Annotated in this window: 26 protein-coding genes; 15 read left to right on the top strand and 11 right to left on the bottom strand. The window is 69.2% G+C overall.

Features of this window, described 5'->3' with window-relative positions; genetic code table 11:
- The first annotated feature begins 60 nt into the window (after positions 1-60).
- The 6 genes from ACU6XJ_RS05540 to ACU6XJ_RS05515 all read left to right on the top strand — a co-directional run bounded on the left by ACU6XJ_RS05540 (position 61) and on the right by ACU6XJ_RS05515 (position 5,947).
- Positions 61-705, top strand: a complete 645-nt coding sequence (locus ACU6XJ_RS05540) for a 2OG-Fe(II) oxygenase (protein ID WP_476307321.1) — start codon at positions 61-63, stop codon at positions 703-705.
- A gap of 68 nt (positions 706-773) precedes the next feature.
- Positions 774-1,604 carry an aspartyl/asparaginyl beta-hydroxylase domain-containing protein gene (locus tag ACU6XJ_RS05535; RefSeq protein WP_476307320.1) on the top strand — a complete coding sequence of 277 codons (831 nt, stop codon included), beginning with the start codon at positions 774-776 and terminating at the stop codon, positions 1,602-1,604.
- Positions 1,605-2,016: 412 nt separating this feature from the next.
- A complete protein-coding gene (locus ACU6XJ_RS05530) occupies positions 2,017-2,976 on the top strand; it encodes an efflux RND transporter periplasmic adaptor subunit (protein ID WP_476307318.1) in 960 nt (319 codons plus the stop codon).
- Positions 2,976-3,674, top strand: a complete 699-nt coding sequence (locus ACU6XJ_RS05525; RefSeq protein ID WP_476307317.1) for an ABC transporter ATP-binding protein — start codon at positions 2,976-2,978, stop codon at positions 3,672-3,674. Before ACU6XJ_RS05530 ends, ACU6XJ_RS05525 begins: the two co-directional genes overlap by 1 nt.
- Positions 3,671-4,969 carry an ABC transporter permease gene (locus ACU6XJ_RS05520; protein ID WP_476307316.1) on the top strand — a complete coding sequence of 433 codons (1,299 nt, stop codon included), beginning with the start codon at positions 3,671-3,673 and terminating at the stop codon, positions 4,967-4,969. The genes ACU6XJ_RS05525 and ACU6XJ_RS05520 overlap by 4 nt, the downstream gene beginning before the upstream one ends.
- A 183-nt stretch (positions 4,970-5,152) precedes the next feature.
- Positions 5,153-5,947: a S1 family peptidase gene (locus tag ACU6XJ_RS05515; RefSeq protein WP_476307315.1), complete on the top strand. Its 795-nt coding sequence runs from the start codon at positions 5,153-5,155 to the stop codon at positions 5,945-5,947.
- Positions 5,948-6,002: 55 nt separating this feature from the next.
- Here the strand turns inward: ACU6XJ_RS05515 and ACU6XJ_RS05510 are convergent, their stop codons facing one another.
- The 3 genes from ACU6XJ_RS05510 to ACU6XJ_RS05500 are packed head-to-tail and all read right to left on the bottom strand — an operon-like array spanning position 6,003 to position 9,306.
- Positions 6,003-7,229, bottom strand: coding sequence for a dihydrolipoamide acetyltransferase family protein (locus ACU6XJ_RS05510; protein ID WP_476307314.1), 1,227 nt, complete (start codon positions 7,227-7,229; stop codon positions 6,003-6,005).
- Entirely contained in the window at positions 7,226-8,197 is a 972-nt protein-coding gene (locus ACU6XJ_RS05505) for an alpha-ketoacid dehydrogenase subunit beta (protein WP_476313813.1), read from the bottom strand. The genes ACU6XJ_RS05510 and ACU6XJ_RS05505 overlap by 4 nt, the downstream gene beginning before the upstream one ends.
- An 11-nt stretch (positions 8,198-8,208) precedes the next feature.
- A complete protein-coding gene (locus ACU6XJ_RS05500; RefSeq protein ID WP_476307313.1) occupies positions 8,209-9,306 on the bottom strand; it encodes a thiamine pyrophosphate-dependent dehydrogenase E1 component subunit alpha in 1,098 nt (365 codons plus the stop codon).
- A gap of 90 nt (positions 9,307-9,396) precedes the next feature.
- Between ACU6XJ_RS05500 and ACU6XJ_RS05495 the strand changes: the two genes are divergently transcribed.
- The 7 genes from ACU6XJ_RS05495 to ACU6XJ_RS05465 all read left to right on the top strand — a co-directional run bounded on the left by ACU6XJ_RS05495 (position 9,397) and on the right by ACU6XJ_RS05465 (position 13,383).
- The gene (locus ACU6XJ_RS05495; protein WP_476307312.1) at positions 9,397-9,885 is read left to right on the top strand and encodes an Lrp/AsnC family transcriptional regulator; all 489 of its coding nucleotides are present in this window, start codon (positions 9,397-9,399) and stop codon (positions 9,883-9,885) included.
- 251 nt (positions 9,886-10,136) lie between these two features.
- Positions 10,137-10,985 carry an EamA family transporter gene (locus tag ACU6XJ_RS05490; RefSeq protein WP_476307311.1) on the top strand — a complete coding sequence of 283 codons (849 nt, stop codon included), beginning with the start codon at positions 10,137-10,139 and terminating at the stop codon, positions 10,983-10,985.
- A gap of 14 nt (positions 10,986-10,999) precedes the next feature.
- Positions 11,000-11,143 (top strand): hypothetical protein, encoded by a 144-nt coding sequence (locus ACU6XJ_RS05485; RefSeq protein WP_476307310.1) that lies wholly within the window; start codon positions 11,000-11,002, stop codon positions 11,141-11,143.
- Between the two features lie 67 nt (positions 11,144-11,210).
- Complete coding sequence (locus ACU6XJ_RS05480) at positions 11,211-11,753, top strand: TetR/AcrR family transcriptional regulator (protein ID WP_476307309.1); 543 nt, start codon at positions 11,211-11,213, stop codon at positions 11,751-11,753.
- Positions 11,754-11,766: 13 nt separating this feature from the next.
- The gene (locus ACU6XJ_RS05475) at positions 11,767-12,249 is read left to right on the top strand and encodes a DUF2867 domain-containing protein (protein WP_476307308.1); all 483 of its coding nucleotides are present in this window, start codon (positions 11,767-11,769) and stop codon (positions 12,247-12,249) included.
- Entirely contained in the window at positions 12,246-12,644 is a 399-nt protein-coding gene (locus tag ACU6XJ_RS05470; protein ID WP_476307307.1) for a DUF6463 family protein, read from the top strand. Before ACU6XJ_RS05475 ends, ACU6XJ_RS05470 begins: the two co-directional genes overlap by 4 nt.
- A 184-nt stretch (positions 12,645-12,828) precedes the next feature.
- A complete protein-coding gene (locus ACU6XJ_RS05465) occupies positions 12,829-13,383 on the top strand; it encodes a MarR family winged helix-turn-helix transcriptional regulator (RefSeq protein ID WP_476307306.1) in 555 nt (184 codons plus the stop codon).
- Here ACU6XJ_RS05465 and lysS read toward each other — a convergent pair whose 3' ends face one another.
- Positions 13,384-15,006, bottom strand: coding sequence for a lysine--tRNA ligase (gene lysS / locus ACU6XJ_RS05460; protein ID WP_476307305.1), 1,623 nt, complete (start codon positions 15,004-15,006; stop codon positions 13,384-13,386).
- Between the two features lie 216 nt (positions 15,007-15,222).
- On the opposite strand from lysS, the gene ACU6XJ_RS05455 reads away from it, so the two are divergent.
- On the top strand, positions 15,223-16,347 hold the full coding sequence (locus ACU6XJ_RS05455) for an acyltransferase family protein (RefSeq protein WP_476307304.1): 1,125 nt from the start codon (positions 15,223-15,225) through the stop codon (positions 16,345-16,347).
- Here the strand turns inward: ACU6XJ_RS05455 and add are convergent.
- Entirely contained in the window at positions 16,331-17,350 is a 1,020-nt protein-coding gene (gene add, locus ACU6XJ_RS05450) for an adenosine deaminase (protein WP_476307303.1), read from the bottom strand. The two genes, ACU6XJ_RS05455 and add, sit on opposite strands and share 17 nt — an antisense overlap.
- Positions 17,351-17,504: 154 nt before the next feature.
- On the opposite strand from add, the gene ACU6XJ_RS05445 reads away from it, so the two are divergent.
- Positions 17,505-17,927, top strand: a complete 423-nt coding sequence (locus ACU6XJ_RS05445) for an SSI family serine proteinase inhibitor (RefSeq protein WP_476307302.1) — start codon at positions 17,505-17,507, stop codon at positions 17,925-17,927.
- Between the two features lie 50 nt (positions 17,928-17,977).
- On the opposite strand, the gene ACU6XJ_RS05440 is transcribed toward ACU6XJ_RS05445, so the two are convergent.
- The 6 genes from ACU6XJ_RS05440 to ACU6XJ_RS05415 all read right to left on the bottom strand — a co-directional run bounded on the left by ACU6XJ_RS05440 (position 17,978) and on the right by ACU6XJ_RS05415 (position 23,848).
- Positions 17,978-18,541, bottom strand: a complete 564-nt coding sequence (locus ACU6XJ_RS05440; protein WP_476307301.1) for a DUF305 domain-containing protein — start codon at positions 18,539-18,541, stop codon at positions 17,978-17,980.
- A gap of 66 nt (positions 18,542-18,607) precedes the next feature.
- Positions 18,608-18,961 (bottom strand): hypothetical protein, encoded by a 354-nt coding sequence (locus ACU6XJ_RS05435; RefSeq protein WP_476307300.1) that lies wholly within the window; start codon positions 18,959-18,961, stop codon positions 18,608-18,610.
- Positions 18,962-18,980: 19 nt separating this feature from the next.
- Complete coding sequence (locus tag ACU6XJ_RS05430) at positions 18,981-19,994, bottom strand: NlpC/P60 family protein (protein WP_476307299.1); 1,014 nt, start codon at positions 19,992-19,994, stop codon at positions 18,981-18,983.
- On the bottom strand, positions 19,987-20,463 hold the full coding sequence (locus tag ACU6XJ_RS05425) for a poly-gamma-glutamate biosynthesis protein PgsC/CapC (protein ID WP_476307298.1): 477 nt from the start codon (positions 20,461-20,463) through the stop codon (positions 19,987-19,989). Before ACU6XJ_RS05425 ends, ACU6XJ_RS05430 begins: the two co-directional genes overlap by 8 nt.
- The gene (gene pgsB, locus ACU6XJ_RS05420) at positions 20,460-21,656 is read right to left on the bottom strand and encodes a poly-gamma-glutamate synthase PgsB (RefSeq protein WP_476307296.1); all 1,197 of its coding nucleotides are present in this window, start codon (positions 21,654-21,656) and stop codon (positions 20,460-20,462) included. The genes ACU6XJ_RS05425 and pgsB overlap by 4 nt, the downstream gene beginning before the upstream one ends.
- Entirely contained in the window at positions 21,656-23,848 is a 2,193-nt protein-coding gene (locus ACU6XJ_RS05415; protein ID WP_476307295.1) for a HAMP domain-containing protein, read from the bottom strand. Before ACU6XJ_RS05415 ends, pgsB begins: the two co-directional genes overlap by 1 nt.
- Positions 23,849-23,886: the final 38 nt, after the last annotated feature.

Here is a 23,886-nt window from a genome sequence, read left to right as displayed (position 1 = left end):
TTCCACTGGAAGGGGTGCAACAAAGTGAGCGCAAGGATTACGCATAAGGGTCGGCGTTTCGTGGTCTTCGACGATTTCTTCACGGCAGAGGAGCTGGACGCCGTACGCGCATGGGCCGAAGAGCAGCCCATGAAGATGGCCGAGTCGCTCATCACTCCTCATGATGGGAACTCATGGAAGTCGGAGACCGTCCTGCTCGGTGCTGAATTGCTCAATTCGCCTGCGCACTTCAAATCCATCGTGAAAGCCATGTCCGATAGTGGGCTGGAGTGGACGACAAAGCACTGGGAGCGGCTGAGCTCCGCGGTGTGGCGATACCCCGCGGGCACCTCGCTGAGCTGGCACAATGATGCGGGGAGTGGCCGTATCGGTGAGTTCGCGTGTTATCTGCACCCATCCTGGGAGGCTGACTGGGGCGGCGAGTTGGTGATCCTGGACGAGCCTGCGGAACACGTCACCTTGAAGGGCCAGGACGGTTCGCAGAAGATAACCGACTTCGTCAAGGAGGGTTCGGGCTGCGGCGAGATCATTCATCCGAAGCCGAACCGTGTGGTCTTCGTGCAGGCGGGCACGGCACACTGCATCAAGCGGGTCGAGCCCATGTGGGGCCCAAGTCCGCGCCTGTCGCTGACAGGATTCTTTTCGGTTCGCACCCCGGAGGAGAAAGAGAAGATTCGCGAGTTCGTTCGCGCGCTTGGCAACTGATGGCCGGTGCGACGGTTGTTGGAGATCCACAGGTTCGCGGAAGACTCGCGCTGTCGTGACGGAGAGGAGTGGCCATCGTGGTTGCGGAAACCAGCGTGCGTGAAGACGATGTGACGGAGTATTTTGAGGGCGCTCTCCGGCACGTCGAGACGTGGGCGGCGGACAATGGAACTGGGCGTGATGAGATCAGCCGGGTTCTTGACGGCCTCAAGGCGAGTGCGTCCAGGGATAAAAGCGGGATCCAGCAGGGCCAAGACCCGACGGTCATTTTCTCCGGTCTTTCGGCGAGGGCATGGTGGGATCCAAGCCGGTTCTCCTGGGCGTCGGGACTGGTTGCGGAAGCCGGAAGAATCTTCGAAGAGTACGAAAATTATTCACAGAGTCGCCGGTCGAGCGACGCCGGCGAGGTGAATCCTCATCCTCTTCGTGAATATGGGGTCTGGAGCAGGATCCAGCTGGTTTACCGTGGCAGGTCGCAGGCGCACGTGCAGGAATTCCCGGTGACGATGAACGCGCTATCGCGAGTTCCTGGGGGTGTGTCGTGCGGAATGACATTCTTTTCTGTGCTGAACCCACAGAGTGCGATAAAGCCGCACTGCGGCTACACGAACGCACATCTTCGTGCACACCTTGTGCTCAAAGCTGTTGATGGCGCCAGGTTCCGGGTCGGTGAGGAGTGGCGACTGTGGGGACAGAACGAGTTGCTGATCTTCGACGACACCTTTGAGCATGAGGCGGTCAACGACGGGGATGACACCCGAATTGTTCTGCTCTTCGACCTGTGGCACCCGGAGGTCACGGTGGTGGAGCGGGAAGCATTCAACGCGTGCATGTCGTATCTGCGAAGGAAAGACGCAAAGAGGCGGCTCTTGGCAAGCCTCCAGGCAAGGCTTGATTGAAGGCCCGCCAGCCTTGCTAACTGCTGTCCCCGAGGTGGTTCGTCCCCCCATGAGCGGAAGACGCGGTTGAAGCGGATGGCGTCGGTTCGGGCGCTCTATTTCGAGCCGACGCACCGCAACCGCACTGGAAGCGCGAGAACGGGCACCATCGAGCACAGGCGCTGACTGGGATCGTCTGAGCGTAGCCGCCCAGTGTCCGGCGAGCCTGGCGTGGCGGTCGGCAGGCCGCCTGCGACCCTTTGCCCTCAGGCGAGCTGCCGAAGGGCGATGTATTCCTTTACGCGGTGGGTCGAATACGTGATGCAACCGTTGTCCAGTCGTAGGCGTCTATAGCTGCGTCAGGACCACAACTCAATCTGGGGGAACTGTGCGACGGCGCTTGGCGGGGGTCTGTCTTGTCCTGTTATCGGCGGTGTTGGCCGGCTGTTCAGGGGGCGGATCGGAGGCGGCGGGCCCGGAGCTCGCACCACGCGGCGCGACGCTGACCACGGCCAAGCTGACCAGGCAGGACCTGGTCAACAAGGTTTCGCTCACCGGGAAGGTCACCATGCAGCCGGTGTTCGGGCTGGTGACACCCGTCGACGGGCAGATCCGCTACCTGGATGTGAAGTCCACGGCGAGCACCAAGGCGGTGCGCGCGGCGAACATCACCTCCCGCGGGCGGAGCACGCCCGTGTCGATCCCGGCTGGGGCGAGCTTCGCGGGCAGGCTGGTGGACGAGGGCGCCGCGGTGAAGGCGGGTATGCCGATCGTCTCCGCCAAGCACGCCGGGTACGGCATCGTCGCCGATATCAACGCCGAGCAGGCCTACAAGCTCGCCGACGCGTTGTCCTCGGTGCAGGTCCAGATCAAGAACGGGCCGGGGCCCTTCGAGTGCACCGTGCTGGGCACCATCGCCGCCCTGCCCGCGGGCACCATCCCCGAACCGCCGCCGCCCGCCGCGCCGCCTGCGGGGGCCGCGCCTCCCTCCGGCCCGCCGATGCCGCCGTCCGCCGCTGGGCCGCAGAAGAACCCGGCCACGCCGTCTGAGGCGACCGGGATGCGGCTGGTGTGCACGCCGCCCGCCGACGTGAAGCTGATCAACGGCGCCGCAGCCACCGTCGAGGTGGTCACCGAGCGGGCATCGCAGGTGCTCGTCGCGCCCGTGGAGGCGGTCGCGGGCGGTCAGGGCAAGGGCAAGGTGGACGTGCTCGGCGGCGATGGGAACCGGCAGACCCGAGAGGTGACCCTCGGTCTCACCGACGGCAAAGTCATCGCGATCACCTCGGGCCTCGACGGCAACGAGACGCTGGCCGTGCCGGGACCCAACCTGCCGCCGGCCCCGCCGGGGGAGAACTCCGGAGGATCGCCCGCGCCGAGTTCGGGACCGTGATGACGCCGCTCATCGAGATCAGCAGCCTGCGCAAGACGCTGCGCGGCCAGGGCGAGCCCCGCGATGTCCTGTCGAACGTGGACCTGACGGTGGCGGCGGGGGAGAGCGTGGCGATCCTCGGCCGCTCCGGTTCCGGCAAGAGCACGCTGCTCAGCCTGATCGGGCTGTTCGACCGCGCCGACGCAGGCCGGTACCTGCTGCACGGCAACGACATCACCGCCGTCTCCGAATACCGCGCCGCGCGGCTGCGCAGCCAGGAGTTCGGCTTCGTGTTCCAGCGCTTCTTCCTGCTCAAGCACCTCACCGCCGCGCAGAACGTTGCGATGGCACTGGTCAATGGCCAGGGCTGGCTGTCCCGGCGCAAACGCCGCGACGTGATCATGGCGGCGCTGGACCAGGTGGGCATCGCGCACCTGGCCAAGCACAAGCCGCCTCGGCTTTCCGGCGGCGAGCAGCAGCGGGTGGCCATCGCGCGGGCGCTGGTGCGCGAGCCGCGCATCCTGCTGGCCGACGAGCCGACCGGCGCGCTGGACACCGAGACGGGCAACCTCGTGGTGGACGTGCTCAAGGGCGCCACCGACCGGGGGTGCGGGCTGATCCTGGTGACCCACGACGAGGGCCACGCCGCGCGGATGGACCGCGTGCTGCGGCTGGCCGCCGGGGAACTCGCGCCGGAACGTCAGGGGGTGCTCGCGTGAGCACCGGACGGTTCCGCTCGGCGCTGATCATCAGCGGCCAAGGCATCCGCGCGCACAAGCTGCGCACCCTGCTGTCCATGATCAGCCTGTTCCTCGGCGTGCTCGCGGTGATCACCGTGCAGGCGGGTTCCGAGATCGCCAACCGCGCCATGCTCTCCGACATCGAGTTGCAGGCGGGCAAGGACGGCACGCTGATGATGTACGTGCCGTCCAGCGCCGCGGCCACCGCCGTCACCTTCGACGCGCTGGCGGGGCAGGGCAACGCGGTCGCCACCACCGGCACGAACGCCATCATCGGCGAACCCGGCGTGAAGCCGGTGAACCCCGGCGGCGCGCCGTTCGACATCCAGGGCGGCTACGGCGGGCAGCGCATGATCTGCGACGACCGCGGCTGCCGTCCCATGGACGAGGGCCCGGAGCAGCCGTCCGGCCAGGCGATCGAGCTGAGCCTGACCGCGTTGTCCGGCGACATCAGGCCGTTCCGGCCGTTCCAGCTCGATTCGGGCAGGTGGCTGGACTTCGATGGCCCGCCGTCGCTGTCGCCGCGAATCGTGGTGAACCGCGAGGCGGCGAAGGGCTTCACCAAGCACCGGGTGCCCGCGGAGATGCGGATCACCGGCGGGACGAAGAACGCGACGCCGCAGATCGTCGGCGTCGTCCACGACGGCAGTTCGCAGCCCGCCGCCTATGTGCGCTACGACGAGCTGAACAGCTGGCTGCCGCCGTCGTCGATGACCGGCGGCAACAACGGACCCGGCCTGAGTGTGCTGCTCTCGCCGTCCGCCACCGACCTCGAGCAGGTGTTGCGCGCCCGGTTGCAGGCGAGCGGCATCCGGGACCAGCTGCACACCAACACGGTCAACTCGCGGGAGCGGGTCGAGGACGAGCTTGCGCTGATCCGTTGGATCTTCCTCAGCATGGCGGCGCTGGTGCTGCTGATCGGTGTCGCGGGCATCCTCAACGTCGGCTTGGCCACCGTCGGCGAACGGGTGGAGGAGTTCGCGCTGCGCCGCGCTGTTGGCACGCCGCGGTTCCTGTTGGCGGGCATCGTGTTGTCCGAGACGCTGTTGATCGGGCTGCTCACCGCGGGCATCGCCATCGGCGTGGGTGTCGCGGGCCTGAAGGCTGCGGGCATCGTGCTCGGCGGGCGCGAGCCGTTCCTGCAAGACCTGACGTTCCCCTGGCAGGCGGGGATGGCGGGCGTGATCGCCGGTCTGGTAGCGGGCGTGCTCGGCGGCCTGATTCCCGCGATCCGGGCCGCCCGCATTCCCATCGCGGTGGTCATGCGCGCCTGACTGTGGAATAAGTGTGGAAATCTCGGCTGGGGACAACGCGTTGTTATCCCCAGCCGAGATGTGACCCGCTTTGTTCGCGAAGACATGATTCGATCGGCACCGGCTGCCGCCCGGTCCCTGCTTGGCGGCTGACCAGTGACGTTCCCTTCCCCTGCTGTGAAACTCGTTTCTTGAGGGAGCATCATGTTTTCTCTGCGTAGCAGCGTCCGCGTGATCGCGGCCGCATTCGCGGTCGCCGCGCTGGCGGCCATTTCCGGAGTGAGCGCCGCGGGCGCCGCACCCGACCCGTACATCGTCGGCGGCGAGCGCGCCAAGATCGCCGACCATCCGTGGACCGTCGCGCTCACCAACGACGGCCGCAACTACTGGTGCGGCGGCACCCTGGTCGCCAAGAACAAGGTCGTCACCGCCGCCCACTGCGTCTCCGGCGAGAGCCCGTCCGGCCTGGTCATCGTCGCGGGCCGGGAGGACAAGCAGAGCACCGCGGGCTCGACCGCCAAGGTCAGCAAGATCTGGATACACCCGGACTACCGGTCGCAGGAGAAGAACGAGATCAACGACTTCGCCGTGCTGACGCTGTCCACCAGCTTGAACTACGCCACGCTGCCGATCGCCACCCCCGAGGACCGCAACCTGTACGCGGCAGGCACCGCCGCCACCACCTTGGGTTGGGGCAACACCACCGAGGGCGGAAGCTCTTCGCGCTACCTGCTCAAGGTGACCGTTCCCGTCGTCAGCGACAGTGCCTGCACCTCCTCCTACAGCCAGTACTACGAGATGGACAACATGGTCTGCGCGGGCCTGAAGGAGGGCGGCAAGGACTCCTGCCAGGGTGACTCCGGTGGCCCGCTCGTCGCGGGCGGCAAGCTGATCGGCATCGTCTCCTGGGGTTGGGGCTGCGCCAAGCCCAACAACTACGGCGTCTACGCCCGCCTCGGCGGCCCCGAGTACGACCTCGTGAAGGCCCAGATCGGCTGATCAGCTCCGATTCGGTGTCCTGCATCCGGTGTGACCGCCGGATGCAGGACACCGGTCAGAGGTCGCCCAGCAAGGCGGTGGGGTGTTCGACGCAGTCGGCGACGTAGCGGAGGAAGCCGCCTGCGGTTTCGCCGTCGCAGACTCGGTGGTCGAAGGCCAGCGTCAGCTGGGTGACCTTGCGCAGCGCCAGCTGCCCTTCGTGTGCCCAGGGGCGGTCGATGATGCGGCCCATGCCGAGGATGGCCGCCTCCGGGTGGTTGATGATCGCGGCGGAACCGTCCACGCCGAACACGCCGTAGTTGTTGACGGTGAAGGTACCGCCGGTGAGCTGAGCGGGGGAGAGCTTGCCCGCCCTGGCCAAAGCGGTCAGGGCGCTGAGCTCGGCCGACAGCTCACGGGTCGACTTCGCGTCGGCCTCGGGCACGACGGGGACCATCAGGCCGCGCGGGGTTTGGGCGGCGAAGCCCAGGTTCACCTTGGGGTGAACCACGATCTCCGCGCGCTCGGTGTCCACTGTGGAGTTGAGTGCCGGGAAGCGGCGCAGGCCCAGCACGCAGAAGCGGCCGAGCAGGCCGATCAGGCTCACCGGGCGGTCCGGGTCGGCCGCGTTGATCTCTCGGCGTGCCTGGAGCAGGCCGGTGGCGTCCACGTCCACCCAGACCGTGGCCTCGGGGATCTCCCGCCGGGACCGCGCCAGCCGGTCCGCGACCGCCTTCCGCACCCCGGTCAGCGGGATGCGCTCACCCTCGGTCGGCTGGGGTGCGCGGGCGTCGATGGCGGACTGGACGTCGGCGCGGGTGATGATCCCGCCGAAACCGGTGCCGCGGATGTCCTTGAGGTCGATGCTGTTGTCGCGGGCTAGCTTGCGCACCACCGGCGAGATCACCGGCGGGTTGGCGGGCAGCTCGTCGCTGCGCTGCTGCGGCAGTTCGGCCACCCGAGCCTTGGGCTTGCCGCGGCCCCGGCGTGCGCGGGTGGAGGTGCCGTAGCCGACCAGCACGTTGCCGGAGCCGCTCTCCACGCCCGGCTCGGCAAAGCGTCCTTCGGAGGCGACGGTGATCAGGGGGGCGCCGACGTTGACGGTCTCGCCCGCGGCGCCGTGCAGCGTCTGGACCACCCCGGCATAGGGCACCGGAACCTCGACCATCGCCTTCGCGGTCTCCACCTCGACCACCGGCTGGTCCACGGTGACCGTGTCGCCCTCGGCGACCAGCCACCGCACGATCTCCGCCTCGGTGAGGCCCTCGCCGAGATCGGGCAGGGTGAAATCGCGCCCGCTCATGCGGCGTCCTCCCACTGGAGGCCCGCGATGGTGTCCAGGATGCGGTCGGGGTGCGGGAGGTAGTGCTCCTCCAGCTTCGGCGGCGGGTACGGGATGTCGAAACCGCCCACTCGCGCCACCGGGGCGTGCAGGTAGTGGAAGCAGCGCTCGGTGATCGAGGCCGCCAGCTCCGCGCCGTAGCCGCCGAACACCGGGGCCTCGTGCACCACGACGGCGCGGCCGGTTTTGCGCACCGACTCGGCGATTGTCTCGGTGTCCACGGGCGACAGCGAGCGCAGGTCGATGACCTCCACGCTCCAACCCTCCTCGGCGGCGGCGACCTCGGCGGACTCCAGCGCGGTGGACACGGTGGGGCCGTAGGCCAGCAGCGTCACATCGGTGCCGGTGCGGCGCACCACCGCCCGCTCCATCGGGGCGGTGCGCACCGGGAGGTCCACATCGGACTTCGCCCAGTACCGGCGCTTGGGCTCGAAGAACAGCACCGGGTCCGGGCTGGCGATGGCCTCGCGCAGCAGTGAGTAGGCGTCCTCGGGGGTGCCGGGGGTGACGACCTTCAGGCCGGGGGTGTGCGTGAAGTAGGCCTCGGAGGAATCGCTGTGGTGCTCCACGCCGCCGATGCCGCCGCCGTAAGGCACCCGGATCACCACCGGCAGTCCGACCACGCCGCGGGTGCGGTTGCGCATGCGGCACAGGTGCGAGGTGATCTGCTCGAACGCGGGGTAGGAGAACGCGTCGAACTGCATCTCCACCACCGGGCGGTAGCCGTACATGGCCATGCCGATCGCGGTGCCCACGATGCCGGCCTCGGCCAGTGGGGTGTCGAAGCAGCGGTTCTCGCCGAACTCGGCGGTGAGGCCGTCGGTGATGCGGAAGACGCCACCGAGTGCTCCGACGTCCTCGCCGAACACGAGCACGTTGGAGTCCTCGCGCAGTGAGTCACGCAGGGCGCGGTTGAGGGCTTGAGCCATGGTCGCCACGGTCAGGCTCCTTCCCGTTCCGCCGCAAGCTCCTCTGCCAGGGCCGCGGACTGCTCGCGCAGGCGGGGCGTCGGCTGCGAGTAGACGTGCGCGAACAGGGCCTCGGGCGGAAGCTCGCCGTCGATGCCCAACTGTTCGCGGAGGTCGGCGGCGACCCGCTCGGCCTCGGCGTCGATCGCCTGGAACGTGGCGTCGTCGAGAATGCGCCGGTTCCGCAGCAGGGTGGCCATGCGGTCCACCGGGTCGCGGCGGCGCCAGGTGTCCAGGTCGTCGGCGGTGCGGTAGCGGGTGGCGTCGTCGGCGTTGGTGTGCGCGTCCATCCGGTACGTCAAACCCTCCACAATGGACGGACCGCCGCCCTCGCGGGCATGGGCCAGCGCCTGGGAGACGGTCGTGTAGACCGCCGCCGCGTCGTTTCCGTCCACGTAGTGACCGGGGATGCCGTAGCCGATCGCCTTGTGCGCCAGGGTCGGCGCCTTGCTCTGCTTGGCCAGCGGCACGCTGATCGCCCACTGGTTGTTCTGGATCAGGAACACCACCGGCGCGTGCCAGACGGCCGCGAAGTTGAACGCCTCGTGCGCGTCGCCCTCGCTGCTGGCGCCGTCGCCGAGGAACACCAGCACCGCGACATCGTCCCCGCGCAGCCGCGCGGCATGGGCCAAGCCGACGGCGTGCAGGCTGTTGGTGGCCAGCGGGGTGCACTGGGTCGAGGCGCGGTAGCGGTACGGGTCATACCCGCAGTGCCAGCCGCCGCGGAGGAGTTCCAGCACCTCGGTCGGCGGCACGCCGTGGGTGACCAGCGCGACGCTCTCGCGGTAGGTCGGGAACAGCCAGTCGCGCGGACCCAGCGCCTGCACGGCCCCGACCTGGCAGGCCTCCTGGCCCGCTGAGGACGGGTAGACCGCGAGCCTGCCCTGCTTGGTCAGGGCGGTGGCCTGCCGGTCGAAGCGGCGGCCGACCACCATCGAGCGGTACAGCCTCAGCAGCACGTCGTTGGAGGGCAGGTCGGCGCCCGGGACCGGCTCGCCGGTCTCCTCGACCAGGCGGATCGGCTCGGAGGTCGGCAGCAGGTCATTGGTGCGCGACTCGGCGAGTGTCATGTTCGAATGGTCCGTCGCGATAAGACTGTGGTCTACGAACGGACTTTGATCTGAGACTATTGGCCTATGTGAGCGATTCAGGAGAGCCGAATGTCCACCAGTGACCCCGGTCACGCCATGATCGATGGACGGTTGGTCGCGCCTTTGGACGAGGTCGACCGGCGCATCGTGGCGTTGCTGCGTGCCGACGGCAGGCTCTCGGTGCGCACGCTGGCAGAACGGGCCCACATCTCCCGCGCCAACGCCTACACGCGCATCGACAGGCTGGAGCGCTCCGGCGTCATCCGGGGCTACCGCGCGGTGGTCGATCCGGAGAAGTACGGCTACACCGTGTCGGCCTATGTCGCGGTCAAACTCCAGCAGCGGTCCTGGAAGCAGTTCGCCGAGCGGCTGCACGAGCTTCCCCAGGTGGAACACGCCGCGATGGTGTCCGGCGACTACGACGGCCTGCTGCTGGTGCGCACCACCGACACCGCCGCGCTGCGGGATGTGGTGCTGGAACGCCTGCAACACATGCCCGAGGTGCTGGGCACCCAGACCATGTTCATCCTGGATGAGTTGAGCTCACATTCACCGTGACTCTCGAACACGTGTTTGATAACATTTCGCCGGGTTGATCGCGGAACGTGGCCACCCAAGATCACGGACTCACTCGGTTGGTGTAAAAAGGAACTGTCAGCCGTGGGGGCCTGGCGTCGAGGGGATCGTTGTACTGCACAGTCCGTAACGGTCAATGAGCTGACCGGGTGCGGTTGATTTGTGCTGCCCGATTCCCGCCAAAGCCAGTGGATCAGGGAGACGGTGGGAATGACCGGGCGAGGTGTCGCCAGGTGTTAGCGATCGTGCTGTCGATCGTGGCGGCGGGCGCGTACGGGCTGTCCGACTTCGCGGGCGGGCTGGCATCGCGCCGGGCGCCGGTGCTGGTCGTGGTGCTGATGTCCTACCCGGTCTCGCTGCTGGGCATCGGGCTGTGGGCCTGGCTGCACGGCGGCGGCCTGACCGCGGAGATGGCCTTGATCGCCGAGGTCGCGGGCATCGCGAACGCGGCGGGCGTCGTGCTCTTCTACGCCGCCTTGGCCCGCGGGCAGATGAACATCGTCTCGCCGGTCACCGCGGTGCTCTCCGCCGCGGTACCGCTGGTCGCCGCGCTCGCGTCGGGGGAGCAGCCCGCCTGGCCCGCGCTGGCCGGTGCGGGCGTCGGCATCCTCGCCGTGGTCCTGATCAGCACCGCGCCCGGCGCGTCCGAGCGTCCGGAGGGCAACCGCACCGGCTGCTGGTTGGCGGCCGGTGCCGGGCTGATGCTGGGTCTGCACGTGGTGCTGCTCAACCAGGTCAGCGGCGGCCACGGCCTGTGGCCGTTGGCGGCGTCGCGCGTCGGCGCGAGCGTGGTGATCGTCGGCGCCGCGCTCGTCGCGGGCTACGGCGGCGCGAAGCTGCTGTCCGGCGTGCCCGGCAGGCTCGCGCTGGGCGCTGGCGCCATGGACGTGATCGCCAATGTCGCGTTGATCACCGCGCTGCGCTCGGGTCCGCTGTCCATGGTCAGCATCCTCGCCGCGCTCTACCCCGCGGTCACGGTCCTGATGGCGCGCTGGGTGCTTCGCGAGCGCACCACCGCCCTCCAGTGGACCGGCCTCGCCCTCGCGGGGGCCGCCATCGCACTGATCACCGGAGCATCCTGAACAGGGGAAACACCATGGCAACGTCCACTTTGGAACGCCCGAGCACACCGGTCGCGGACACTCGCGGAACCGCCGCCCGTCCCGGCATGCTGATCATCGTCAACGTCCTCTCGCTGGCGCTCGTCGTCCTCTCCCTCGCGATCGTGCTGCTCCGCTGAACCCGAGCGCGTAGGTCCATGCCATACCGGTTGGTACGGTAGCCATACCAAACGGTATGGAGGGGTGATGGCGGGCAGGCGAGACTGGCTGGACGCGGGGCTGGAGATTCTCGCCGCGCAGGGCGCGTGGGCGCTGACGATCGAGGCGCTGACGACCAGGCTGGCGCTGACCAAGGGCTCGTTCTACCACCACTTCAAGGGCATGGGCGGTTTCCGGACCGCGCTGCTGGCGCATATCGAGGCTGTGAGCACCACCCGCTTCATCGAGCAGGTGGATGCGGAAGCCATCGCCTCGCCGGTGGAGCGGCTGCGGCGCCTGATGGACCTGGTGCTCGAGGAGGAGCAGGCCGGGCAGGAGTTGGAGGTCGCGCTGCGGGCGTGGGCCCAGCAGGACGCCGAGGTCGCCGCGCTCCAAGAGCGCATCGACGCCACGCGCTTGGACTACCTGCGCTCGGTCTGGTTCGAGTACAGCGGCGACCGCGAGGAGTCCGAGCAGATCGCCCACCTGCTCTACCTGGTGCTGATCGGCGCAGGCCACGTGATCCCGGCCCTGCCGCTCGCCGAACTGAGCCGCCTCTACCAGCGGATTCTGAGGATGGCCGAACACTGAGGGGAGACCGGTCATGACTGTGCCCGATGAGCTGAGATCGCTTGGCGCGGGAGCCGACCACACCGACGTCAAGAGCGTGGACGCCACGGTGTCGCTGCGGGAGTTCACCGCGGCGGCGCTGGGCTACTCGCCAGGCTGGATGCGGCTGCTGTTCGCCGCCCGAGCGGTGTTCGCCAGGCTGTTGCGCCTCAAGGACCCTGACGTGCCTGCCGGTCCGAGACTGCGGGCCGAGGACGTCTCGTTCACACCCGGCGACAGAGTCGGCATCTTCACCGTCACCGAGGGCGTCGAAGACCGCTACCTCGTGCTGGAGGCGGGCGACCGGCACCTCATCGGCTACCTGGGCATCGTGGCCGAGCCCGGCCGGTACCGGGTCGCGACGATCGTGCACTACCGGCACTGGACGGGGCCCGTGTACTTCACCGTGGTCCGCCCGTTCCACCACCTGCTGATCCGCCGCATGGCCGACGCGGGCGCGCGGGGGGTGGCGGCATGACCGGGCTGAACCGCTGGCTGCCCAGGATGATCGTGCTCACCGCGATCATCCACAGTGTCGCCGCGTTCCTGCTGCCCAACAGTTGGGCCGACATCGCCGCCGACGGCTTCGTCGGCGCCATCGGCGACACCGCCGCCGCCGACTACTTCCAGCGGGAGGCGACGTTCTGGTTCTTCGCCAGCGGCATCGGCTTCCTGGCCATCGGCACCTTCGCCCGCCAGCTGATCACGGCGACCGGGCAGATGCCCGCGCAGGTCGGCTGGTACCTGCTGGGGCTCGGGGTGCCGATGGCGGTGATCATGCCCGCATCCGGAAGCTGGCTGCTGATCGCGCTCGGCGTGCTCGCTCTGATGGCCGCGAGCCGGCGGGAAAGTGACAGCGTGACGCCCGGTTGACGAGCGGATTCGCGCCGATCGTCCCAGCGTGGGCGGTCGCGCCCTAGTATCCCGGTGTCGCGGAACTCCTGACCTCGGCCGTAGGAAAATCTCACCGCGGAGACTTTCTCGTCTACAGTCACTGAAACGCGATAATTTCTCATCGTCTGGCGATGGGACAGCATCCGGGAAGGGATCACCGGGCATGGCTCGAAGGACAGGCGCCGCCGCGCCGGATGCCGTCGATCTCATTCTCGAACAGTGGCGGCGCGAGCGGCCGGATCTGGACAGTTCCTCGCTCGCCGTGTTCGGCAGGCTGCACCGCTGCTTCTTCCGGTACCAGTCGCTGCTGAACCGGGTGTTCGAGGAGCACGGCATCAACATGGCCGCCTTCGACGTGCTCACCGCGCTGCGCCGCAGCGGATCGCCCTACCGCAGGACCGCCGGTGAGCTCGCGCAGACCGCGCTGGTCACCACCGGCGGCATCACGCAGCGGGTGGACCGCCTGGAGGCCTCGGGTCTCGCGGTCCGCGAACGTGATCCGCGCGACCGGCGGATCATCTACGTCTCGCTGACCGACAAGGGCCTCAAGGTCGTCAACGACGTGGCCACCGACCACTTCGAGAACGAGCGCCGCATGCTGGCGGGCCTCAACCCGGTGGAGCAGCGCCAGCTTGCGAAGCTGCTCAGCGCCTTGGAGCGCTCGCTGGAACTGGCCGAACTCCGCAACGGCATCCCGGAGCCCTCCGAGACCGCCTGATCACGGCGTCAGCAGTGCCTTGGCCCGGTCGGGGCCGATGGACAGCAGCAGGGTGGGCAGCCGAGGGCCGGTGTCCTTGCCGATCAGCAAGCGGTACAGCGTCTTGAAGAACTCGCGCTGGTACTTCTTCACCTCGGGCGTGGGGTCGGCTTCGGCGTCCAGGCCCAGCAGCAGCTTGGGCACCGAGTAGACCAGGGCCGTCAGGCCGTCCAGCGTCCAGTCCTCGGCGAGCTTCTCGACCAGCAGGCGCACGCCGCGCTGGGTGTCCTCGGACAGCTCCGACCACGCCTGCGCGTTGAACTCGGCCGCCACCACGGTGCGCTCCTCGGGCGGCAGCAGCATCGTGGCCCAGTTGATCGCGCAGGTCAGCCGCGGTTCCAGCTCGGCGAGCAGGGTGTCGGGGTCCACCGGCTCGGCGAGGTGCTCGCCGACAATGCGGGCGATCTGCTCGCGGTTGGCCTGGGTGATGTCGGCGGCCGAACCCAGCAGCCGGAAGGACACCGGGCGGTCGCTGGTGCGCACCTCGCCAGCGGAGGTCCGCAAGCTGAGCGCGGCGACCCTGCGGTCGGTGGGGTCGGCCTCGGCGCCCGTGGTGTTCTTGGTGAAGCGGTCCCACTCGTCGTACAGGCGCTGCACGGCCTGCGGGGACAGGTCGATGGCGAAGGACTGATTGGGCAGGCGGCGGGTGTAGAGCCAGCGCAGCACGGCCGGTTCCAGCACGTCCAGCGCGGTGGCCGGGATCGCGGCGCCGCCCGCCGAGCCGGACATCTTGCCGCTCTGGCCCGCCAGCGTGACGAAGGAGTACACCGCGGTGTGCGGGGCCTCGCCGCCGTAGAGGGTCTTCACGAACTGCCGCCCGACGGTGAAGCTGGCGGTGGGCGCGTGGTGGTCCTCGCCCGCGGGCTCGAAGGCCACGTTCTCGTAGGCCCAGCGCATCGGCCAGTCGACCTTCCACACCAGCTTGCCGCTGATCCGGACGCCGTCGGCCAGGCTCATCTCACCGGAGTGCGAGCAGCGGCAGTGGTAGTGCACGGTCTGCTCGGCGTAGAAGTCGACGGTGGTGGTGTCCTTGCCGCATTCGGTGCAGTACGGCTTGAACGGGTAGTACTCGGCGCGGCGCTGCTCCAGCGGCTTGTCGTGCCGTCCCGCGGTCTGCTGCTCCGACAGCGTGTCGAAGATCAGCTCGCGGTTGTCCAGGGCATGCCTGATCTGCGCGTTGTACGCACCCGACGGGTACTGCTCGGACTGGCGGACCTCGTGGATCGTGATGCCCAGGGTGCCCAGCACGTCGGTGAACTCGTAGCGGAAGTGGTCGGCGTAGGACTCCCGCTCGCCCCACGGGTCCGGCACCGAGGCCAGCGGCATGCCGATGTAGCGCTCAAAGCTCTTGTCAACGCCCGCGGGGACCTTGCGGAAGCGGTCGTAGTCGTCCCAGGAGTGCAGGTGCACGGAGTCCAGGCCGCGGTCCTTCAGGGCCTCGGCGACCAAGTGCGTGGTGAACACCTCGCGGAAGTTGCCCAGGTGGATCGGGCCCGACGGGGAGATGCCGGAGGCGCAGACCAGCGGTTTCCCGGCGGCCAGCGGGAGCTTCTGCTGCTCCACTTCTCCGGCGAGCCGATCCATCCAGCTAGAGCCTGCGTCTGCCACAACAAATTCCTCTGATCTTGACGGCAAGAGATTTGCTTGCGCGCAAGCAAGTCGTTGCTGACCAGGATAGGGCGTGGCGTCGAGCTGGTTTGATGCGCCGGTTCGTATGGGTTTTTCACCTATTCGACCCCCAACCAGGTGATCGTTTCGCTTACGCTGCGATCGACCGGTCGGGAGCCGAAGGGGGAGTGCGTGCGGCCGCAGCAGCTCATCGCGACGGCGTATCCGGCCGCGCCCCCGGCCAACCGGCGGGCTCTGCGCCTGCCGTCGCTGACCGGCCTGCGGTTCCTTGCCGCGTTCCTGGTGTTCATCGGCCACATCGCCACCCAGCAGCTGTTCGACGACCCGGCGCTCAACCGCGAGGTGCTGGTGAACCTCGGCAAGGTCGGGTGGATGGGCGTCGGCTACTTCTTCGTCCTCAGCGGGTTCGTGCTGACCTGGTCGGAACGCCCGACCGACAGCCTCGGCGCGTTCTACCGCAGGCGGCTGGCCAAGATCTACCCGAACCACCTGGTCACGGCCGCGGTGGTGATCGGCTTTTTCGTGGTGATCGGCCAGGCCCTGGTGCCGGGGCCGGTGCTGGCGAACCTGCTGCTGGTGCAGTCCTGGTCACCCGAGTTCGAGGTGTTCCTCAGCCTGAACGCGCCAAGCTGGTCGCTGTCCTGCGAGCTGCTGTTCTACCTGTCGTTCCCGCTGCTGCTGCGCATCGTGAAAGCCATCCCGTCGCGTCTGCTGTGGCCGCTGGCGGGTGTGGTCGCCGCGGCGATCTGCGTTCCGCCGCTGGTCGCGCCGATGTTCCTGTCCAGCGCGCTGGACCCGATCGGGCTGACGCCGCTCGAGCAGTTCTGGTTCGTCTACATCTTCCCGCCGGTGCGGATGCTGGACTTCCTGCTCGGCATCATCCTGGCCAGGATCGTGCTGACCGGTCGCTGGATCCACCTCGGCGTGCTGCCCGCAGGCATGCTGGCACTGGCGGGCTGCGTGCTGGTGCCGGTGGTGCCGACCCTGTTCGGCGCGGTCGTGGTGCCGGTGCTGACGGTCGCGCTGCTGGTCCCCGCGGTCGCCGTCGCCGACGTGCAGGGCGGTCGCACCGTGCTGGCCACCGGACCCGCGCAGTGGCTGGGCGACATCTCCTTCGCCTTCTACCTGATCCACCAGCCGGTGATCATCTACAGCCACAAGCTCCTGCTGGACAACGCCCACTTCCGCCCGGCCGAAGTCGGCGTGTTGGCGCTCGCCTTCCTCGCCGTGACGATCCTGCTGTCCTGGCTGCTGCACACCTGCGTGGAGCGCCCGATCTCTAGGCTGGCGCGCTGACCGCGTCGATCTCGGCGAGCAGCTTCGTCTTCAGCTCGTCGCGGGCGAACGAGGCGCGCACGGCGGTGCGGGCCATCTCGGTGAGGGTCTCCAGGCTCAGGCCCAGCACCTCGTGGGCCAGGCGGTACTCGTTGTCCAGGGTGGTGTTGAACATGCCCGCGTCGTCGGTGTTGAGTGTGACCGGCACACCCGCGGCCACCAGTGCGGGCAGCGGGTGCTCTTCAAGCGAGGGCACCGCCTTGGTGCAGACGTTGGACGTCGGGCAGACCTCCAGCGTGATCTGCTTCTCCGCCAGCCAGAGCAGCAGCTCCGGGTCCTCCACCGAGCTGATGCCGTGGCCGATCCGCTCGGCCTGCAACGACAGCACCGCAGCCCAGACGGTGGTGGGGCCGGTCGTCTCGCCGGCGTGCGGCACCATATGCAGCCCGGCCTCGCGGGCAGCGCTGAAGAACTCGGCGAACGGCTCGCGGGGCACCCCGATCTCCGGTCCCGCCAGACCGAACCCGACTGTGCCCTCCGGCCGCAGCCTGGTGGCGAAGTCCAGGGTGTCGGGGGCGACCTTGAGGCCAAGCTCGCCGGGAATGTCGAAGATCCACGCCAGTTCCACGCCGTGCTCGGCGAGTGCCCGGCGGCGGCCCTCGACCAGACCCTCGGCGTACTCCTCGGCGGACAGGTCCTTCTTTCGGGTGCTCGGCGTGACGGTCACCTCGGCGTAGCGGACGTTGCTCTCCGCGGCGTCGCGGGCCAGGCCGACGACGAGGTCCGCGATGTCCTCTCCGGTGTGCACCAACGCGTTGACCTTGATGTACACCTCGATGAAGTGCGCGAAGTCGCGGAACTCGAAGAACGCCCGCAGCTCGTCCAAGTCGGTGGGCACACCAAGCCGAGGGTGGCGTTGGGCCAGACCCAATACGGTCTCCGCGGATGCGGCGCCGAGCAGGTGGGTGTGCAATTCGACTTTGGGCAGGGCGGAGATGAACGCATCGAGCTGTGCGGAGGCCATGAATCAACCCTGCCACGATTGGCGCAGCCCGCGAAAGCTCACCGGAATCACCCCGATGCCGGCGGCTTTGCGGCGGTGAGAATCCTCACCGGCGACCCGCGGCGCACCGATCCGTATCCCGATTGAGGATCGGACACACAAGGAGAACAACGCTGTGAAAGCGAAACTCGCACAGGCGCTCACACTGGTCACCACCGCCGTGATTTCCGGTGTTCTGATCGGGGGACAGGCAGGCGGCACCGAGGACGCCCACAAGGCGAAGCCGGAGACCCTCCTGCACATCACCAAGAACGACGGCGAACACGTCGCGGAGTACCCGAAGTACGCGGGCTACCTTGACTGCGCCACCCCGCGCGAGTCCGCCCACCCGGACGGCCCGCGGGCCTGTCAGGAAGCCAACCGCGTGCTCGGCGACTTCACCACGCTGAACACCAACCCCGGCCAGTGCATGGCCATCTACGACCCGATCACGGTGACCATCAAGGGCACCTACCAGGGCCGCAAGGTCAACTTCACGCACACCTACGGCAACAGCTGCGACATGGTCCGCGCAGGCGGCGCCCTCTACAACTTCTGACCGACCCGTGGGTGGCAGCCGCGACCTCGGCTGCCACCCACGAGTTCTCATCAGGTGTTGTGCAGCAGTGCGGTCATCTCGGTGATCTCCGACTGCTGGGCGTCGATGATCACCTGCGCCAGCTTCTTCGCCTCCGGGTCGGTGCCGTCGGCCAGTTCCTTGCGGGACATCTCGATGGCGCCGCGGTGGTGCTCGATCATCAGCTCAAGCCAGCGGCGGTCGAAGTCCGGGCCGGACGCGGCCTTCAGCGCCGCCAGCTGGTCCTCGCTCATCATGCCGCTCATGGTGCCGTGGGAGCGGTGGTTGGAGCCCGAGAGCACCGGCTGGCCCCACTGGCGCAGCCAGCCGGACATGGTGTCGATCTCCGGCTGCTGGGCCTGCTGAACGCGCTGCGCCAGCGCGCGCAGGGTGGGATTCTGGGTGCGGTCGGGCACCAGCGCGGCCATGTCCACGGCCTGCGCGTGGTGCGGGATCATCTCCGTCGCGAACCGGACATCGGCCTCGGTTGCCTTCGCGGCGGAGGAAGCCGGTGCGTGGTCTGCCGGGTGTTCGGAGTTGGTGCAGCCCGCGGCGAATACCGCCGCGAACGCAAGAATGACGCTGATTGTGCGCATGGTTGGTCCTCACGTGAATTGCGGAAAAGCGGACAGCGGAATCCGGCGGAAAGCCGGCCTTGCCTGTCAGCTCCGAATCACGCACAACCTGGTGAGATCGACCTCGGCGATCGGCGGCGCCCGCTCCGGGCTGTCCGCGCGCAAGGGCACCCGGCGGGGCAGCGGCCACCCGAGGTCCTGGTAGGCCACCTTCGCCAGCATGCGCAGCGCCAGCAGCCCGGCGCCGGTGATGACCAGGCTGGCGCACAGGTGAAGCAGGTGCTCGCCCAGCGGCTCGTCCTCGTTGTGGTCCCCGTGATGCGACGCCGAAACCGACATGCCCGGGTCGTGTGGGGGCGCAAGCTGGTGCATCGCGAGCAGCCCGCCGGAAAGCAGCACGGCCAGCAGGCCGAGCAGCAGTCCGCGACGGAGGAGCTTCACGACATTCACCGTAACCGACTCACAACCGGCGGGCCGCGCGCAGTCCCTTCGAGTAGAAGCCGCCGTCGTCCAGCAGCGAGGTGCCCCCGAGATCGCCGAAGGTGGGGCCGTTGGCCTTCTCCCGGCTGGAGACGAACCGGTGCTTGCCCGCCTCGTCGCGGCCAAGGTAGATGCCGACGTGGTCGAGTTCGTCCGCTCCGCCCTCCACCTCGAAGAACACCAGGTCGCCCGGTTGCAGCCGGTCGTAGTTCAGCGCCCGCACCCCGCGGTTGGGGATCACCGCGGTGCCGGGGCCGAAGGCGGCGATGGCGAATGCCCGCCGCGGCAGGCCCGCGCCCTTGGTGTTGCTCGCCAGCAGCGGGTACCGCATGCGGTAGCCGAACACGAGCCGCACATAGCCGGAGCAGTCCACCGCCCCGTAGCGGTCCTTGGTGGGGGTCACGGCGACGCCGTCGGCGAAGGTGAACGGGATGCCGAGGTAGTGGTAGAAGTCCGAGCGCTCCAGCCGCCCCGCGCCGCTGGGCGCCACCGGCCCGAAGGACGCGTCACCGCGGAACCGCACCGACTTCTTGTCGGTCTTGTCCTCGGCGCCGTCGAGGTACTGGGTGGCCACCGCGAGCACATCCGGCTCGTCGGTGCTCCGCATCTTGGCCAACCACGGCGCGAACCACTCCGCCTTCTCCGCACCCTCCCGCCAGGGCTCCGGTGCCAGCCGGACAAAGGCGTTGGTGCGGATCACGGCGGTGGTGAACGCCGGTTCGCTGAAGGTCCGCTCCGGGCCGTTGAGCACCGCGGTCCGCGACCCGTCGGTGAAGGTCGCCACCACCAGGCCCGACGCGTCCCGCACCGTCGTGCGCGCCGGGTCCGCCAGCCGCTCGAACCGCAACCCGGCATCGCTCGCCTGGGGTCGGGCCCGCAGCGGGTGGAAGCCCACCGAGTCCTCGGTGCCCCGGCCCGCGACGTGCGCGATCATGCCCGCAGCGGCCAACACGACCAGCACCGTGACCAGCCAGGTGACGGCCCGCCTAGACACTGGGCACCAGCCCGATGAGCACCCCGCTGATCAGCACCCCGTACGCCGCGCTGGTGACGCCCGCGGTGGCCAGCACGGTCGCCCCCGGCGGCTGGCGGACCAACTGGTAGGCGATGAGCCCCGGCACCACGAAACCCAGCGTCTGATGGGCGAACAGCAGCGGGAAGTCGTGCTGGATCAACACGAACAGCCCGGTCTGCAACAGCACCCCGAGCAGCACCACGGCGGCGAACAGGCGCTTGCCGTAGAGGATCACCACCCGCTGGAGCACGCTGGTGGCCACGTAGGTCAGCACGGTCATGATCACCACGATCAACGCGCGCCGGTAGTCCTCGACCAGGGTCAGCGCCAGCCAGCCCGGCGTGATCATCCCGCCGGGGGAGAGGTTGCTGGTCAGGTAGCAGACCAGCGAGAACAGCAAACCGATCGCGAGGCCAAGCGTGGCGATCTCGGGTGCCAGGGAACTCATATCACCACCACCTGCCGCTTCGGGGCGGACAGCGTCTCCAGTGCCGCCAGCAGCACCTCGCCCTGACCGTGGATGTTGCCGACCGCCACCGCGGAGAAGTCCCCGGCGGCACCGTCGAACACGCCGGCCAACAGCTGCCGCCCGGTGAGCTTGCCGCCGAGGTCGGCGACCCGGTCCTGCCACTCGGCGGGGATCGCGGACCGAGCGCTCTTGGTGAGCTCACCGATCAGCACCACCCGCTCGGGCCGCAGCGCCGGGATCAACGCGCCCATCTGCCGGTTGCGCTCCACCCGATCCGCCCGGCAGTTGATGATCACGCGCAGCGGGCCGCCGATGGCGCCCTGGTTCTGCAACTGGGCGATGTTGAGCACCGTGGACTCCGGGTCGTTGGCGGCGAAGACGTTGGCGAACCGCAGCGTGCCGCCAGGGGCCGGGTAGTTGTGCACCCGCAGCACGCCGGGGTCGGGCGCGGCCTCCCACATGCCTTGCAGCGCGAGGTCACGGGACACGCCGAGCAACTCGGCGACCTTCAGCGCGATGGCCACGTTCTCCTTGAACGTGATCCATCGGAAGCGCCGCATCTCCGCATCGCTGATCTGCTCCGGGTCCACCGCGATCAGCTCGCACCGGCGCTTGCGGGCTTCCTGCTTGAGCACGTCCAGCCGGTCCCGCTCCGCGGTCACGCAGATCCCGCCGACCGGCATCGACCGGCTCAGCGACCGCGCTACATCGTCCAGCGTCGGCCCCATCTCCGCGAGGTGGTCCTCGCGGACGTTGCACAGCACGCCGATCGTGGAGCGGATCAGCTTGGTCTGGTTGATCTCCTGGAGGTCGGGCATGACGGCCATGCACTCGATGACCAGCGCGTCCGGCCGGTAGGCGGCGGCGCGGCGCACGATGCCGATCTGCTCGACGATGTTGGCGATGCCGAACTTGCGGTACACCGGTTCCTCGCTGCCGTCGGGGTGGATGAACCGGGCGGCGGTGCCGGTGGTCTTGGCGACCGTGACCAGTCCGCCGCCGCGCAGCGCGCCCGCGCACAGCCGGGTGATGGAGCTCTTGCCACGAATGCCGTTGACCAGCACCCGCTGTGGGATCAGCCGAAGCTGGCGGTAGTGACGGGCCTGCTCGGCGATGCCCAGTGCGAGCAGCGTCAGGCAGCCGATCGCGAAGACCCAGAACAGGAACAGCATCAGAAAGCTCCCTCGGTGACCTTCGGGATCAGCTCCGTCGGATCGCTTGCCGCACCGAGCGGGCGGCGGCCCGGCCTGCCTCGTCGGCCGGTCAGCAGTCGCTGTCTGGTGAGCTCAAGGCAGGAGGCGATGGTCCCGATGGCATCGGGCCGCTGCGGATAGATCACGGTGTTCTTCTCGCCGCCGGTCAGCGCGCGGGCCATCCTGGCCAGCCTGCGCAGCGGGCGGATCACCATCAGGTAGTGCCAGGCGAGCCCGAGCAGGGCCAGCGCCAGCGAGGCCACCGCCGCGAACACCGCGGTGCGGCGGACGCCGTTGGCGGGCAGCGCGAGTTCGGTGACGGCCTGTTCGGACACCACCATCCAGCCCAGCGCGGTGGCGGCCTGCCCGCGGCCGATCCTGGCCGCACCCACCACCGAGGTGCCGTCCGAGGCGCGCAACGAGCCGGTACCGCCCTGTGATGCGGTGCGCGGCCCGGAGGCTTTGCCTTGGGAGACGGTGGTCGCTGTGTTCCGGGCCGTGCCCGGCGGGAGCGGCGCGAAGGCCAGGTAGCCCTGGGTGTCGGCGATCGTGCGCAGCCCGGCGTCCATGATCCGCAGCCGCCCGTCGCCCCTGCGCAGCAGCCCGGACAGCCGCTCCACGTCGTACTCGCCGACCAATACGTGCCTGCCGTCGGGCAGGGGTGTGTGCGCCAGCAGCACCGGCACCCGCCCGCTGGTGTTGTGCTGGCTGATGCCCGGAGTGGTCGGCGGCGGCCCCGGCGAGCGCTGCGGCTGCTTGCCCGCCGCCACCACCGTGTTCCCCGCGGTGTCGGCGATGTATACGGCGCGGTACCGCTGCTGCTGGTCGATCAGCTGCCGCAGCGCCGGTTCCAGCCGGGCGGGCACCGGATTGGGGTTGGCGCGCAGGATGCCGCGCAGGTCGCTCAGCCCGTCGTTGAGGCTGCGCCCGACCAACTCCGCGGTGCCGATCGCCTGAAGCTCGGCGTCGGTCTCCACCACCGCGGGCACCGCGGCCCTGGTGTTCAGGCCTGCGGTGAACAACGCCGCGGCGCAAGCCACCACCGCGGCCGTGACCAGCAGCAGCGGAACCACCGCCGGCAGGCCGACGGGCTGTTTGGGTGCCGTGCCGGTGGTGCAGAACTCCAGGGCGCGGGCGACGGCGCCAAGCTCGCGGCACCGGCTGCGGGGCGCGGTGTCCCGGCGGCCCTCGGCCATGCCCAGCGCCGCGGCCCGCATGCGGTGCACCGGACGGATCAGGGTGCGGCGCAGCAGCAGGAACCCGAGCAACGCCACCAGCGCGAAACCGCCCGCCCAGGCCGCGCCGCGCCAACTGCGCACCGTGCCGCCCGGCTGTGCCTCGGCCATCGCCACCACGAACAGCCCGAGCCCGCCTGCCGATTCGTCGGACTCGTCGGTTCGTGCCTCGGCGGAGGCGGCCAGCGGCACGGTGTCGGTGATCGCGGGCCCCTGGGCCTGCCGCGCACCGCCCGCGGCGGAGACCTTGCGGATGAGGTCCCAGCGGAGCTGGTCGTCCTGCTTGGGCACCGGGCCGCGTGAGTCGATCACCTCGCCTGCCGCGGTGGTGATCAGGACCGATTGCCTGAGCTGCTCGTGCAGCGGCCAGTTCGGCAGCCGGGCCTCCAGCGAGGCGATGAGCACCAACTCGGGGCGACGCACCACCGACAACGGCACCATCACGACGAACCCGGTGAACCGCCCGCCTACCACGGCGGGCGCCACGGTCGGCCGGGTCTGCCCCGTCAGCGCGCCCGCCGGGATCGGCGGGTTCTCACCGCGGGCCGCCAGCACCTGCCGGGAACGGGTGTCCACCGCGGCCAGCCCGCGGAACTTGCCGTAGGAGCGGCCCGCGCTGTCGACGATCTCGGCGGGGCTGCTCGCCGCGCCGATACCGCTGCCCGCGAGCGCCGTCTCCAGGTCCACCGCGCCCTGCAGGGCCGAGGTGGCGAGGCTGTCGGCGAGGTTGTCCACCAGCCGCTGCTGGGACGACTGCACCACCGAGGTCGCGTCGGCGCCGGGAAACACCGCGAACCGGACGGCGCAGAACACCGCGAGCACCAGCATCAGCGCCAACACCACGGCGGACGGGGTGGCGATCCCGGCGGGAAACCCTGCCTCGGGCAGCTGTGCCTCCAGACGAGAGGCTCGCCCCTCGCCGCGTGAACTCTCCACCTGCCGGCCCGTTCTCTGCCCTCGACTGCCCCGATTGC

The sequence above is a fragment of the Actinorectispora metalli genome, assembly GCF_056323685.1.
Note: the sequence above shows the minus strand (reverse complement) of the source record. Positions and strands in the feature narration are given on the sequence as shown.